Origin of the sequence: Marivirga lumbricoides (assembly GCF_014636295.1) — a bacterium.
Classification (GTDB): domain Bacteria; phylum Bacteroidota; class Bacteroidia; order Cytophagales; family Cyclobacteriaceae; genus Marivirga; species Marivirga lumbricoides.
In genome coordinates this window covers 1-14,009 of record NZ_BMEC01000010.1, presented here as the reverse complement: position 1 = coordinate 14,009, position 14,009 = coordinate 1, and the positions used below count along the sequence as shown (strand labels likewise).

Below are 14,009 nucleotides of genomic sequence, written 5' to 3'. Positions count from 1 at the left end.
GTTTGTCAGGCAATTTGCTAATAACCTACTTGAATTTGCAAACTTGATACTTATCATCTCCAGTTTTTGCAAACGGAATTATAATCTTTTTAGACTCTGAAGTATCATCCTCATCTTTGTCTCATCAGCATTACTTAATTTTTGATTAGATGATATTTCTTCGACCCATAAATGAAATTGACTAGTATCTAAAGACTCCTTTTCTATGTTGCTGTTCTCTAAAAACCATTTATCATAGGCTCTAAAATGCTTTGCAAAGCCTTTTTCAGATAATAACCTTAAACCATTGTAGTAATTCAATTCTACCGTTGCTGCTTGAAAGGGTGATTTTTGGTTCTCTAGTATTAATTGAATTAGTACTCTTCTCATCACTGGACTGTCGTGCAATTTAATTAAAGACCAAATTGTTTTCCACATGGAATTTCGTTTTAAGTCCTCGCATAAATACTTAGCGAATTCCACTTCATCTTTTTTGAAAATACCGTAGACCATCGACATATAAGTAAAGTCTTCAGCTATACTTTCACTTAGATAGTTATGGTATTCTTCTTTAAGTATGTAAGCTCTAATAGTTGCTAGTTTGAATATGTGATCAGCCTCTACAGTTACATTAATTGAAACATATTCATAAAATTTGCTATCACTTACTATTCCCTTTAGTAATTCCAGCTTGCTGTATTTAACTGACGTTTGATATAGAAGATCTACAAAAGCAGAACCTAAGTTTATAATCATTAAATCTTCTTTGCTTTTCGAAGAATGTATTTCTTCTCTTTTCTTTAAAGCATAAAAAAGACCATCTGTTAGATTTACTAAATCAGCTTCTTTAATCATATTTATTCGATCTAAAAAAAGTAGCTCATATGAAATATTAAGTTCAATTTGCTCGTCAATTTCATTAAAAACTTTTTTCATCCCTTCAATGAAATCATCTACAGCTATTTGGCTTACAGTAATGATCCTATTCAATTTTAAATCGTATTGGTAATCCACTTTCGCCAAGAATTGCCAGTTCACGCCCTTTTGTAATTCAAGCTTGTTATCTCCAACTACTACTTTAATTTCTTCATAAATCAGATTTAGATTCTTTAACTTCTGAACAATTGCATTCTGATTTTCTTCAATAATTTCAGTGCCTGTAGTAAGAGCATATTTATAAAGTTTAAACCACGCATCACGAACAACTTCATCTTTACTAAAACTGAAACAAGCAATGGTGTTTAGTCTTTCTTTATCCTCGTGTATACTATTTTCCTTCCAAATCAATTCGGGTTTACGAACCAGTTGATTAGCCTTAATTTTAATAACCTGTAAGCTACTTTCTTTTAATTTATCTAAACCAAAACATTTGTATATACAGCCTATAATATTGTATAGATTTTGATCATCATATGTGCTCACAAAATGTCTAATTACAGACCAGAAATTCTCCTCATGAGCTTTCTCTAATCCCAATACTTCTTCATCTTTATGATTGCTTAGTGCTATAACCAATTTCTCTTGTAGCAAAAGAATATATGCATCATTGATATTCTTCACATCATACAATATTGCAGCTATTTCTTTTTCAACTTCAGGTGATTTTAATAAAGACTGTGTTTTTTCAGAAAACGATATATTGAGCATCTCCTTTATTTCATTTATTGAAAACTTCTGAACATATTTCTTCATGACGAAGTAAGAAATTGCTTCAGTACTAATTTGTTTACCAAAATGATTTCTTAGAAGACCTACTTGGTTTATATAAATTTTAATCTCCCTAGGTTTCGGATTAAAATCAGGGGATGTATTTGTAAAGTGAAAAACATTTTTAACAACATTAATTTCATCTCGATTCCATTTACTAAGACTTTGATCGATTAACTTACCGCTTGTTTCTTTCCAGCCCTTTACAACAGGGTTGGGAACGTTAATTCTCACTTGTAAAATTTTATCCAGAAAACTAATAGAATTATTGGCTGGCTTCTTAACATGGCTTAAAAGGCTATTTGAATTTCTTTGTTCCCAAAGCAACCCAATTCCTGATGGATCGAAAGGTATTACAGTATAAATTTTATCATGTAAAGAATTAGTACTTTCTATACCATTTCGATGTTGTAGAAAAATCTGTAAGGTGGAAAATACCTTAAGAGCTTGGTCCTCTTCTATTCTATCAAGGTTATCGATAAAAATAATCAACTTTTTATCTTTCTCTATAAATATTTTATTTAATATTTGATCAAAGTATTCTTGAAATTCAATGGATGTTCTTTCTTGCTCTGTAATTACTTTTTCATCTGGAGTACTACTTAAAGAACGATTAATGAACTGCCATTGTGATAAATCTAAAATATCTTTGCCACTACTTTTTAAATAGATAATTTTTAAAACGATTAATAATATTGGAAATAGAGAGAAGAATAATCCACAAACAAATAACCAATCGATATTACATTCTGTACAAATCAATGTTAGGTTCGAATAATTGACATTCCCTAGTAACTGAATTCCCACAGGGATAAGAAAAAGGATTACCGAAAATACAATAGCGAATTTTGAGATTTTTCCTTTCTTCGACTTCTCATCAGTGGTTTTATTATATTTTATATTTGACTGTAAGATACTGATGTCTTCATTCTTTTCTTCACAGCAGCTTTTAATCATTGACTCCAAAAACACTCTTCTTAAAGGATCACTTTCATGCGCCCAAGCATCAAAATAGAAGGTCGCATATAAGTCTTTCTCTTTATCTAATTGCTCTTTTAAATGTCTTACGACAGTGGATTTGCCCGAACCATATTCACCTTCAATGCCTATAGCTAACCCCTTATCATTTTCTTTGATTGTTTGATAAATGGTTTTGGCAATTCTCTCATGAGCCTTATTCCCAAATAAATCTTTATTCGTAGCCTCTTCAGTTAAAATTGTATAAGGATATTTAGTCATTTTATTTCTTCTAATTATAAATAGGAAAGGAAAACCAACCCTTAAAACAATTAACCAAATGTTGAAAGCAATGGACATTTCAATTGGGATCCTTTTTTCGAACTTGGAAAAAAATCTTGATGAATAAAAAAATGTGCAGCGATTCACTGCACATTTTTGTCACTAATTTGTTAAACTAAAACTCAGACTCCCAAACCACTTCTACACAAGCCTTGGAATAATCATCAATAGAAATTAGATACTCAAGCGTTCTTTTAAAATTCTCAAGTTCTTTCCTTTCTACTTTATATTTTATCTTATTATTCCCTAATGAAGAAGTTGGAATTAATAATTCCACCGAAGGTCGGATAGAATTAAGAGTAGTAGGCATGTCAATTATTATCAGTTCATCTTGCTTTTTATGAAACCATATTGGAAATGGTCTGTTGGATTGACCTATTTCATCCCCTACCAAACCATTACTTCTATAGAAAATCTGAGCTTTCTCACCAATATCACTACTTAACTCCTCAGGTATAATAATCTGTACTTTGGCATTAGAATGCTCACAATCATTTTTATTAAGTAAAGTTCCCTGCGTTTCTATCACATATCTCCCAACCCTCTTCAAAAAGGAATTGAAATAACCAATTGCAAGGGAGGTTGATGGTAATATTTTAATAATACTCTTACTATACTCCTCAATTATGACTTGCTTTATTTTACTTAATAATTTCTCCCACTTCTCTTCGCTAAAGCCAGAATCAAACCGAGGAGTAGTATATCCAAGTAGATCAGTTGGCAGATTTGCACCCTCTTCCTGTAAGAGAAAGGTTCTAAGGTTCCCCATAACACCTAAAAACAAGCCATACTCAAATATGACATTATCACGCGGAATACTCTTAACACTTTTCCTGATTAGGGCAATATCATCTTTAGTAGCGATCATTATACCAAAATCATATGAATAACTCACATTTGACAAAGACTCAAGAAAAGATTTGTTGTATTCAAACACCCCCTCATTCCAAATAGTACACTCAACTCCGCCCCCCACTTCAAGGAGACGTTTTACAATCTTCGCAATTTTTAAGGATTCGGTGGAGCTACCTATGAAAACGCTAATTTTATTATCCATAAGTCAACCTTTTCTTTAAATCAGTATAAATTGGTTCTACTTCAGAAAATAACATTCTTAGCTTTTCCAATTTTGTATTGTCCTTTACAAAAATAAGCTCCTTCCCGTCAACAGAGCTCAACCTTCTTGCATGCTCCTCATTGGACAGAATGCTACGTAATTGGTAATATAATACATCCACTAATTCTATGTAGGACTTATACCTGTATTTATCTATACAAATATCATAGCAAATAGCATTAATATCAAAGCTAGATAAATCAATCTCTAAATCTGATTCAGCTTTAACTGTTTTTAAAAACCTAATCATTTTCTTTAACCTACCTTCTGTAAAGGAACTTCTCGAATTAATCCTTTGAATACTTAGAAATGGATAATCAGGCTTTTCAACTTCATCCTCATCTTTATTATAGATCTGAATTCCACGATTCTCTCCTTTTCCATTAACTATTGAGTCAACATCGTCATACCAATTTGCAATAACTATATCAACATCTCGATTTAAGTGCTGATTAGTGATTTCTATACATTTGCCTTTATTCAAATTGCATATATCATAAACTGCATATAGAGTAATTTCCGAATCTTTTCTCAACAGCCTCAAATCTTCTAAACTATCTCCATAATAGCGCTGGGCTGCTGATTCGTTTTTTAGCCTATTCAATTTAACATAATCATGTATTTTATTTTCCTCAATTACCTTAGAAGTATTTAAAGCATCGTAAGTATAAAATTTTTCAGAAATCACTAACAAATCAATATCACTATATCCTTTTATATGAGTATTCGTCATTACTGAGCCTTGGTATCTAAAGGAATGATTTGTTAATTTCAAATTTAGATGTGATTTCACCCTTTCCCCTGCTTCTTTGGTAATACTTGTGTATTGAGGTTCCACAGACTTCATCGCAAGTCTGACAAAGGTTTGAATATCGCTGAATGAAATACTTGAAAGCTCCTCATTAAATGATTTACTAAAAGTAATTCTATCTGGATTGAGCCTTGAGCGCGTAGATTCAATTAAGTTTCTGTAACTTTTCATTACTTTTCCTTTCGCACCCCCTTGAATGGTCGTCCATCCTGTTTAGCGTCCATAAATTTACCACTTGTTGCATCTCTTTTTATCCATTGCTGAGTTTTAGGATTAAAGGTTTGCGTTCTTTCTTTGACTGCCCCATTCCGAGCATTGTCTCCATATGGTTTGTTTGTTGCCATAAAGAATAAAATTTAATAGTTTCAACTCATTAGTCCGGAATGAGATTTACCGGCTTGTTATGTAGATGAAAATAATCTGGTAGGAAATATTTGTAATTGAAGTTGAAACAATTACCTTTGCGGCCAGTATAACATATCTGAGAGTGCCATTAACAAGTATCCAGCATTCTCAAGAAGTGTTTTAGAAACGTCCAAAATCTAAAGCACTTCTTACATCTTATTTTTTTCATTAAACACCATGCCATACTAATTTACCTGCAACTTCGGCAGTTAATTAGGCTTGTTGTTATGAAGAATTATGACATGCTTCATTACTTCCTGCAATAATGGCAGTTTTTTCTGTAAGGTTTCTTTTCAAATTCTTTATAATCTTACATTAACATTTTAAAGGTAGGAGTTAAGAGATTTCAAAATCCTCGCTATATATTGAATTAATTTTCCTCATCAATCAAAAAATTATCTCATTAAAGTAAATATTAATTTATATTGAGAGACATACTTTATCTGACTCTAAAAAATAGGTTATACATTTTTTCCTTACACGTAAACTAATATAATTAGTAATATCTCTATATTTGCTAAATATATTAGTAAATATGAGACAGATCGCCCACATTGACTTAGATGCTTTTTTTATCAATTGCACCTTATTGAAGCTTCCTGATCTGAAAGGGAAACCTTTACTCATCGGAGGCTTAAATAACCGGGGCATCATTGCTTCCGCTTCGGCTGAAGCCAAAAAATATGGCGTGCAAAAAGGAATGCCCACCCGTGTTGCCCTGCAACGATGTCCTGATGCGGTGCTGCTGAAAGGGGATTTTGACCTGTTTACCAAATATTCAGACATCGTGAATGAAATACTCACCGAAAATACGCCTTTACACGAAAGAGCTACGATTGATGAGTTTTATGTTGACATGACAGGTATGGACAGGTTCCACGGCTCCTCAAAATTTACGCGCGAACTGGTGAATAAGGTGAAGTCCGAAACCGGGCTTTCTTTGCTCTATGGCTTAAGTGTCAATAAAACCGTGGCCAAAATATGCACAGCTCACGCCAGACCATTAGGAGGCTACGAGGTAGTGGAAAACTTAGTGCAGCCTTTCCTGGATCCGCAGTCCATCAGGCGTTTGCCGGCCGTGGGTACCACTACTTTCAAACTACTCCGCAGAGTTAGAATTAAGTTTATCAACCATATCAGGCTATTGCCTCCCGAAGCCATGAATGAATTGCTGGGAAAGAACGGTATCGGCATCTGGAAAAAAGCCAATGGCATTGATCCTACGCCCGTTATCCCCTATTCTGCAGAGAAATCCATTGGCAAGGATTTTACTTTCGATCAGGATACTCAGGATATGAAACTGCTGAAGGCCACATTGCTCAAACTGGTGGAATACCTGGGCTTTCAATTGCGCAAACTCAAGCAAATGTGTGCCTGCGTATCGGTGCGGATTCGCTACTCCAACCATGATACGGAGACTATGCAAAAGAAAATTCCTTTTTGTGCCAATGATGAGATCCTGATGGAAATAGCTTTTGAGCTTTTTAAGAAGCTTTATAAGAGAAGAATGCTCATCAGATTGGTCGGTGTCAAACTATCTCATTTAGTTCAGGGGAGCCACCAGATTAATTTATTTACAGATAATACCAAAACCATCGAGTTATACCAGGCCATGGACTGGCTCAAAAACCGCTACAATAACCCCGCTATTGTACACAGGGCTTTGAGCTTATAATTAATAATTACAGGTATTATGTATTTAAATTGTCACTCTTTCTATTCATTACGCTATGGTACTTTGTCCATTGAGGCATTGATACAACAAGCACTATTAAATGGTGTAGATTGTTTAGCACTTACTGATATTAACAGTACCACCGGCATTACTGATTTTGCTAAAAGATGTTTGGAGGCAGGGATTAAACCAATTGCAGGTGTAGAAATCAGGAAAAACGAGACTTTATTGTATGTGGCTATCGCCAAAAATTTAGATGGATTCAGGGAGATCAACGAACTGCTGACCAAAACGAATTTATCTGAGATGCCTCTGCCCTTGCAGTCTCCTCATTTTACGAATGTTTTTGTCATTTATCCAACGCATAATGTCCCTGAAATCCTTCAGAAACATGAATTTATTGGCATTAAGCCTGCAGAACTGAGAAGATATAAACCTTCATTTGCGCTCAAAGCGGACAAACTGGTATGCCTCTATCCTGTTACCTTTTTCGGCAAACAGGAGTTTAACCTGCATAAATTGCTTCGCTGTATTGATAAAAACATCCTCCTAAGCCATTTGAGGGATAGTGAACATGCCGGTATCGGTGAATATATGCTTCCGCTTCATGAACTGAAGCTGCTTTATAAAGACTATCCGGATATCATCAGGAATACAGAACTGCTTATGGACCAGTGTAGCTTTCCATTCGATTTTAAATCGCCCAAAAACAAGAAATGCTATACTTCCAGTTATTACGAAGATAAAATTCTGCTGGAAACCCTGGCATTGGAAGGCTTTAAAGACCGCTATGCGCCTAACGACAAAATTGCAAAGCAACGCCTCTACGATGAGCTGGAAATCATTCACAAAATGCAATTTGGCTGTTACTTCCTTACCACCTGGGACATCGTCCGCCATAGCCTGAGCAAAGGATATTTTCACGTAGGCCGAGGTAGTGGTGCCAACTCGCTGGTGGCTTATTGCCTAAAAATTACCGAGGTAGATCCTATAGAACTCAACCTGTATTTTGCCCGCTTCCTGAACAATAAGCGTACAAGTCCGCCCGATTTCGACATAGACTGGAGTTGGACGGATCGGGATGATATCATTGATTATGTTTTCAAGCGATTTGGAAGGGAACATACCGGCTTCTGTGGAACAGTCACTGATTTTAAACATCGTTCTACCATGCGTGAGCTCGGAAAGGTATTTGGTTTGCCTAAGGAGGAGCTCGATCAGCTTTCCCGTACTTCTATGGAGCATCCTCCTTCAGATCACCTGGTGAAAAACATTCAGCACTATGGTAAGATGCTTGCTGGCTTTCCCAATCAGCTATCCATGCATTCCTGTGGGATTTATATTACGGAAGAACCTATTGCCAATTATACGGCCATGAATATTTACCCTAAGGGCGTTCCTACCTGCCAGATAGATATGTACATGGCAGAGGAATTTCACCTGGAGAAGATAGATATTCTCTCCCAGCGAGGCTTGGGACACATTAAGGAAGCCGTACAAATTGCTGAAGCCAATAGAGGTGTAAAAATTGATATTGCTGATACCAAACGCTTTAAAAGAGATGAAAAATGCAACGAGTTGCTGCGCACGGGTAAAACGCTTGGTTGTTTTTACATTGAAAGTCCGGCCATGCGCGGTTTGCTCCGGAGACTTAAATGTGACACCTATGAAACACTGGTGGCGGCCAGTAGCATTATTCGTCCGGGTGTTGCCCAAAGTGGGATGATGCGCGAATATGTGGAAAGGCATCGGGACCACTCCCGCATTCAATATTTCCACCCGGTATTTGAAGAGCAGCTGAAAGATACCTACGGGGTAATGGTGTACCAGGAAGACGTCATCAAAATAGCGCATCATTTTGCCAAGCTCGATTTAAATGATGCTGATGTGCTGAGGCGCGGGATGTCGGGTAAATCCCGCTCGCAAAAGGAAATGGATAAGGTAAAGAATCAGTTTTTTACCAATTGTGAAGCTCTCGGCTACAAAAAAGAAATTGTAGAAGAGGTTTACAGGCAAATTGCCTCTTTTGCGGGCTACAGCTTTTGTAAAAGTCACAGCGCTTCCTATGCCGTGGAAAGTTATCAGAGCTTGTATTTAAAGGCGTATTATCCGCTGGAATTCATTACTGCAGTGATTAACAATAATGGTGGTTTCTATAGGCCTGAGGTATACATCAATGAAGCTCGCATGTTAGGTGCACATATTGAAGCTCCGGATATCAATTTCAGCATGGCCAATGCCAGCCTTAAAGGAGAAACGATTTACCTGGGGATTGACCAGATCATGCATCTTTCTCAGAAAGGGATTGAAACAATTGTTTCAGCTCGTAGCAAGAATGGTAAATTTTCTTCCCTTCAGGATTTACTAGGTAGGACTGAATTAACATTTGATGATACAAGCTACGCCATTTATGCCGGGGCTTTGCGCAGTATTTCCAGAAGTAAAGGGCAGCTCATTATTGAGGCCAAGCGCTTTTTCTCTCATGAGCCCGTAAAAACCAAAGAATTACAGCTTTTTGATATGAAGCCCAAAGAATTCAGCTATGAGCTGGATGAAGGAGACATGTTTGAAGATGCCTTTGATGAAATGGAAGGCTTGGGATATCCTGTTTCGGTCTCCCCTTTTAACCTACTGAAAACTAATTACCGGGGTGCTATATTTGCTTCGGAATTACTGCAGAATGCCAACAAAGTAGTGCGCATGGTGGGCTATTTGATATCCATTAAAGATGTACCTATTACTAATAAGGATGGTAAAACTAAAATGAATTTTGGCACTTGGATTGATGTTTATGGAGGCTATTTTGACTCAGTACACTTTCCTGTCACACTTAAAAGCTATCCTTTCACAGGACTTGGCTGTTACTTATTGTTAGGAAAGATCACCGTTGATCATGATTTTCCAACCCTGGAAGTACAGAAAATGGAGAAGCTACCAATGATCCCTGATCCACGTTACAGCGAAGAGAGTAGGCCGGATAACCATGTATGGAACAATATGAGGGTAGCCCACAGCTACACTTCACGTGCTCCTTATCCTAACCAGGAGGAGCTCGATGAATTGTATGGCAGGAAACCAGTTTCCGGTAAATACACTACAGAAAAAGGAAGGGAAAATCAGCTGTCTATTGGGGGAAGGAAGTAGGCTTAATCCATTGCATTTAGCTCACTGAATCCTGCTTTAACCCCAGAAATAAATAGTTAAACATGCAATTAGCATCACTTTACTTTTAGAAAAGCAAATACTTCTTGTGTTTAACCTTTTTAGATGCGTTCTTAAACTCAGGTTTTTCCTCTCCAAATAATTGTTAGCACATAGGGTTTGATTGAGTGTACTTCCGCAGGTATAAGAGACCTATATAAGTTTAAATTATCTGTAATTATTTCTGTAGGGTCTGAATACAAAATAATGTTAACCACCATTCCCAAACTTCTTTTTGTTCTGGAACCTACATAAAAATCAACTACTTGCCTGGTATTCTTTTCCATAGCAATTACTATCCAAATGGGATGGCTCTTGTTTTGAATACATGTGTGCAATTCATCTATTTGATAGACTTTTTTTTAGGGATAGACAGTTTGCTTATGGAAGAAGCAATTTTTTCAACTCGGCTGGTCACTGTGCCTTTAGAAATTTTTAACAATCGACTTGTACTTCTCATTCCCACACCCTCTTTTACAAAGTTAGAAATGGTAACGTCACTTCGTAGACCTTATATCGATAAAATCTCTTTTGATATTTTTTACATAATTGACACCAATGTTGTTGAGAACCATGCCTGTAACCTTTTTTATGACATTTACCATCACAGTATTTACAGTCAATCGTTATTTTAGTTACGGTTTGTTGCATTAGGGTAAGTTTAGCTGATTTATAGTTGGTTTAAGCTAACCAATTTTTAAACAGATACTTAATAATGTAAGAATAAACATTAGGTAATGCCTAAAAATAGTTATAACGCGAGAAAGTTACGTTTTGAAGCATTACCGGGGTATTTATTGATACTTTTTAGGTTCAGTGACTGATTTATAATCTATGGTTTCATTTATCTTATCAATCTCTATAAAAGCACCCAAACAATAATTTGATACGCGTTTATTATTTAAGTAAAGCATAAAGTAATTATTATTTTTCACTTCTATTTCCATTTCGGCTGCTAAGTCTAAACTTGTATCTGTAGAAATCACTTTCTCAAAAACAATTTCTTCTTGATATTCAACTTTTATTTTATCATTATCAAATCCAGACTCAAAAAACAACACTGCTTTTTCAATATTGATTTTTTCACATTCAGTAACTTCCTTAGTTGTACAAGAAGCTATTGTAATTAAAATAATTACCCTAAAAACCATTTTGCAAATTCTCAATTGTATCATTTATCAATTTTAATTGTTGAGGAGTAACACTCTTATTATCACTATTGTGTAGCATTACATTTTTGCTATCCAAGTAATTTCCATTATCATCCTTCCCTGGAGCAGAGGAATTTGGATTTGGATGGGTCAAGCCACCAGTATGCCCTAATTCATGAACTCCTGATTTAATTAATCCTTCTCTATCATTTTCTGCTTTTCTTGCATTTAATTGAATACGATTTGATTTTGTATCACCAATTTTATCCACTTTACCATAAGCATAGTTAGATATTGAATTTCCAGACATTTCTATATTGTCTCTTAATTCTATATAAAAATCACCTTCACTGACTGGGGAATCAAAATCAATGGTTGCTTTTGTTATAACTTTATATCCGTCTGAATCAACACCAGAGTATGATTTCTCACTTTCATTCATAACATCCATAACTAAAGCCATTGCTGAAGTATTATCCAGTTTAGAATTATTCTGAACCTTTACATTGACAATGTTTATGACAGTTTTATTATCATCGTCCTTAATACTTTTCCACTCTAATCCTTCTAACTCAATCCCATCAATTACCCTATTCTCACTAAAAGCATAAGGTGAGTTATAGTAGTAATCTTCTGCCAATGGATCCACATTAAAGAACCTTCCCAATTCCGGCATATCGTTTCTCCATTTAAACTGAACCCAATTCAGATCAAAGTCTTTGATTACTTCCTGGTCCTGAAAAGTGTTCATTGTGTTTTCTTTACTGTACTCCCTTTTATAGCTATTGAAAGTCAGACCGAATGGATAGTAATTATAGCAATTTTTTAACGCACCCTCTTTTTTCTCTAGGCTCCCCCCTGAAAAAAATGCGGTTTCGCCTATGCCTTCCCCTGCCTCATAATATGATAATTTTAAACAGCCCATTGAGCCTTCAAGATAGTTTTTTGTTTATAATAATCCTTCTGAACCTGTAAATAAGTCTAAGAGCTTTTTCTGTTTTTAATAGCTTTTATAATCCCTGTTATTGGCAGCCTTGGCAAAACTCTTTCAAAAAAGTCTCTTATTAATGGTATTCTGTCTTTTGGGCATACCATTAGCAGCAAAAACATTATAATAAACCATCCAAAAAAACTTATTGTAATAACTCCCATATCTTCTTCTTTTAGATAAATAGTTTTTTCTGAAGCAAAAGACAGACTTTCATCATTTTTCCTTCAAAATCATTAATCCAAAGGTACTAAGAGGGGTTTATTATTCAGAGGACAAGAAATATATCGATCAAAGCAATCATTACAGCAAAGTGTACTTGGGGTTTCCGTCTATTAGGTTTAATCGATACTTTTTAGAGGACAAAATGCGCGGTAAAACATCTCGGAAAAAAGTAAATGGCATCATTTCACTTTGTTGTCAAGCACTTACTTTCCTGCCATTTGGTTTTTATCGAGATGCTCCAAGCGAACTGCTGCACTTCATTAAATGTAAACCTGCTTCCAGAGCGCGGTAAGCCATACACTGACTAAAAATCTGATAATAATAGCTAGAACCTCTCACTTTCATAACCTGCACTGTCTGCTCTGCGGGCCACTGCGGGTACCACCAGCCAGCCTGCCAGAAGAAGTGCGCAGCACGACTGGCAGTGTCTGGCGGTGGTCGCAGGCCCGCCTAACTCTGGCTGAGGTTTTGTTTTTTTTGCCTTAGCCCCGCAGGGATCAAACACATCAAAAAAGCAAAAGGGAACAGCCGTGGCGAGGAGCGGATGGGCAGCAAGTGGAGTAAAATGCAAGTGGGATTTGTGTGGCTGCTAAATATGCGCTGCACTCTGATGCCTTTTTACCTGCTGTAGCTTTTCGCAAAGCTGGTAATCATTCAACTAATAATCAGTGTGTAGCGCATGTTTTAAGGTGTGAAGACTTGCAGTTTTACGGAACGCAGCCTGACCAACGCACCGCAGGCACACCGCTTTTCCGCTGCCAGCCATAAGCTGGCAGCGTGCAGGCCGAAGGTTGCAAAGCCTTGTGTAGCTGAGATTATTTTATTATCTTTATCTCATGTTAAACTCGTGGGAATCGATATTTTTACTATTCTTGCTACCAATTATAACTGGTATGTTCTCAGGTGTTTTCACTTCTTTAATCACACATTCCCTTTTAAAAAAAAACCTAAAATTTTAACATTGTAAAGCTTTTGACGGCATTTGCGTAAATAATACCGTCAACTTTCATAAAATGACGGCATTTTACGCATTCTTTGCGCTACACACGCATTTTTTGATACGCAATAAATTCGCTATATTTGATACTCAATGGAGCTGCTGCAAGACATATCTGTTAACCTTATTTCCGATGTAATTTCATTCGGCACAGGAGCTTTATTCACTCGACTTGCCCTTTTAAAAAAAAACTTATTAGTGTAACATTTTAAACACTGCTTTTAAAACCCTTTTAAAAACTATTTAAATCAGGGTACTTTTTAAAAGCAGCTTTAAAACACTTCTTATTCTTGATATTATCTAATTCATTAACGACCTCAGCCCAACGGATGGAACTGCTGTACTTCTTCCTGTAAACCTTCCATATCATTTTGCAAATAACTTTCTGTACTGCTGATGTAGCGATGGCCGGCAAGGTGTTGTACTTCCCTCAGGTTGTACATTTTAAGCCATT

Annotated in this window: 10 protein-coding genes; 2 read left to right on the top strand and 8 right to left on the bottom strand. The window is 36.0% G+C overall.

All coding sequences use genetic code 11. The annotated features are described in order from the left end of the window. Positions 1-78: 78 nt before the first annotated feature. The 4 genes from IEV85_RS15175 to IEV85_RS15160 form a co-directional block, all read right to left on the bottom strand. Complete coding sequence (locus IEV85_RS15175; protein ID WP_188464915.1) at positions 79-2,925, bottom strand: P-loop NTPase fold protein; 2,847 nt, start codon at positions 2,923-2,925, stop codon at positions 79-81. Positions 2,926-3,100: 175 nt separating this feature from the next. Then, the gene (locus IEV85_RS15170; RefSeq protein WP_188464913.1) at positions 3,101-4,042 is read right to left on the bottom strand and encodes a TIR domain-containing protein; all 942 of its coding nucleotides are present in this window, start codon (positions 4,040-4,042) and stop codon (positions 3,101-3,103) included. Further along, entirely contained in the window at positions 4,035-5,084 is a 1,050-nt protein-coding gene (locus IEV85_RS15165; RefSeq protein WP_188464911.1) for a nucleotidyltransferase-like protein, read from the bottom strand. Before IEV85_RS15165 ends, IEV85_RS15170 begins: the two co-directional genes overlap by 8 nt. Further along, on the bottom strand, positions 5,084-5,257 hold the full coding sequence (locus IEV85_RS15160) for a hypothetical protein (RefSeq protein ID WP_188464909.1): 174 nt from the start codon (positions 5,255-5,257) through the stop codon (positions 5,084-5,086). Before IEV85_RS15160 ends, IEV85_RS15165 begins: the two co-directional genes overlap by 1 nt. Positions 5,258-5,853: 596 nt before the next feature. On the opposite strand from IEV85_RS15160, the gene IEV85_RS15155 reads away from it, so the two are divergent. Together IEV85_RS15155 and IEV85_RS15150 are read left to right on the top strand one after the other, a co-directional pair. Beyond that, entirely contained in the window at positions 5,854-6,993 is a 1,140-nt protein-coding gene (locus tag IEV85_RS15155) for a DNA polymerase Y family protein (protein ID WP_188464907.1), read from the top strand. A gap of 18 nt (positions 6,994-7,011) precedes the next feature. Then, positions 7,012-10,137, top strand: a complete 3,126-nt coding sequence (locus IEV85_RS15150) for a DNA polymerase III subunit alpha (protein WP_188464905.1) — start codon at positions 7,012-7,014, stop codon at positions 10,135-10,137. Positions 10,138-10,173: 36 nt separating this feature from the next. Here the strand turns inward: IEV85_RS15150 and IEV85_RS25225 are convergent, their stop codons facing one another. The 4 genes from IEV85_RS25225 to IEV85_RS15130 all read right to left on the bottom strand — a co-directional run bounded on the left by IEV85_RS25225 (position 10,174) and on the right by IEV85_RS15130 (position 12,270). Continuing rightward, on the bottom strand, positions 10,174-10,293 hold the full coding sequence (locus IEV85_RS25225; RefSeq protein WP_188464902.1) for an IS1 family transposase: 120 nt from the start codon (positions 10,291-10,293) through the stop codon (positions 10,174-10,176). Further along, positions 10,275-10,532: a hypothetical protein gene (locus IEV85_RS15140; RefSeq protein WP_188464901.1), complete on the bottom strand. Its 258-nt coding sequence runs from the start codon at positions 10,530-10,532 to the stop codon at positions 10,275-10,277. Before IEV85_RS15140 ends, IEV85_RS25225 begins: the two co-directional genes overlap by 19 nt. 456 nt (positions 10,533-10,988) lie before the next feature. Beyond that, positions 10,989-11,369: a hypothetical protein gene (locus IEV85_RS15135; protein ID WP_229712606.1), complete on the bottom strand. Its 381-nt coding sequence runs from the start codon at positions 11,367-11,369 to the stop codon at positions 10,989-10,991. Continuing rightward, positions 11,335-12,270: a hypothetical protein gene (locus tag IEV85_RS15130; protein ID WP_188464896.1), complete on the bottom strand. Its 936-nt coding sequence runs from the start codon at positions 12,268-12,270 to the stop codon at positions 11,335-11,337. Before IEV85_RS15130 ends, IEV85_RS15135 begins: the two co-directional genes overlap by 35 nt. Positions 12,271-14,009 lie beyond the last annotated feature (1,739 nt).

Coding starts and splice junctions, on each gene's coding strand:
- IEV85_RS15175 (WP_188464915.1), bottom strand. CDS start 2,925: ATGACTAAATATCCTTATACAATTTTAACTGAAGAGGCTACGAATAAA.
- IEV85_RS15170 (WP_188464913.1), bottom strand. CDS start 4,042: ATGGATAATAAAATTAGCGTTTTCATAGGTAGCTCCACCGAATCCTTA.
- IEV85_RS15165 (WP_188464911.1), bottom strand. CDS start 5,084: ATGAAAAGTTACAGAAACTTAATTGAATCTACGCGCTCAAGGCTCAAT.
- IEV85_RS15160 (WP_188464909.1), bottom strand. CDS start 5,257: ATGGCAACAAACAAACCATATGGAGACAATGCTCGGAATGGGGCAGTC.
- IEV85_RS15155 (WP_188464907.1), top strand. CDS start 5,854: ATGAGACAGATCGCCCACATTGACTTAGATGCTTTTTTTATCAATTGC.
- IEV85_RS15150 (WP_188464905.1), top strand. CDS start 7,012: ATGTATTTAAATTGTCACTCTTTCTATTCATTACGCTATGGTACTTTG.
- IEV85_RS15135 (WP_229712606.1), bottom strand. CDS start 11,369: ATGATACAATTGAGAATTTGCAAAATGGTTTTTAGGGTAATTATTTTA.
- IEV85_RS15130 (WP_188464896.1), bottom strand. CDS start 12,270: ATGGGCTGTTTAAAATTATCATATTATGAGGCAGGGGAAGGCATAGGC.